Source organism: Streptococcus suis (assembly GCF_002964575.1).
In the GTDB taxonomy this organism is placed as follows: Bacteria; Bacillota; Bacilli; order Lactobacillales; family Streptococcaceae; genus Streptococcus; species Streptococcus suis_R.
In genome coordinates, this window is the sequence record NZ_POQQ01000072.1 from 1 (window position 1) to 585 (window position 585).

Annotated in this window: 1 pseudogene; it reads left to right on the top strand. The window is 41.7% G+C overall.

Going from position 1 to position 585, the window contains the following annotated elements:
- Positions 1 to 585 (top strand): annotated as a pseudogene (locus C1E58_RS09650) (transposase); the annotation flags it as partial.

The following is a 585-nucleotide window of genomic DNA, read 5'->3' on the forward strand; positions in this document are numbered from 1 at the left end:
AGAAAGTTGAAAGAGGATTTTCTTGTTCGGAAACAGAAGTACGAACGAGATAAACAGATTCTACAAGAGCGAAATTCCTATTCTAAAACGGATCACGATGCAACATTCATGCGGATGAAAGAGGAAAGAAACAGTCTGCGGAGAGACTGTTTCTTCACGAGCCTTGAAATAAATGAGCGAGTATGAAAAATGGTCAGCTCAAGCCTGGTTACAACCTCCAACTTGGCACAAACAGCCAGTTTGCCTTAGCTTACGGACTGTTTCCGAATCCAACTGACACTCGTACACTCAAGCCCTTTCTTCAATCCATCCAAACCTTAGAACTCTTTCAACACATTGTCGCGGATGCAGGTTATGGAAGTGAAGAAAATTACAGCTTTATCGTTGATGACCTGGAGAAAACACCTCTGATTCCCTACGGAACATATCAGAAAGAGCAGAAGAAAAGCTATAAGAAGAGTGATGCCAATCCTGAAAACTGGACTTACCTAGAAGATTCTGACCAGTGGATAAAACCAGATGGGGTTGTCTACTCGTTTAAGAATTATTCACGAAGAACGGAGCAGAATGGGTTTGAGAAAGATA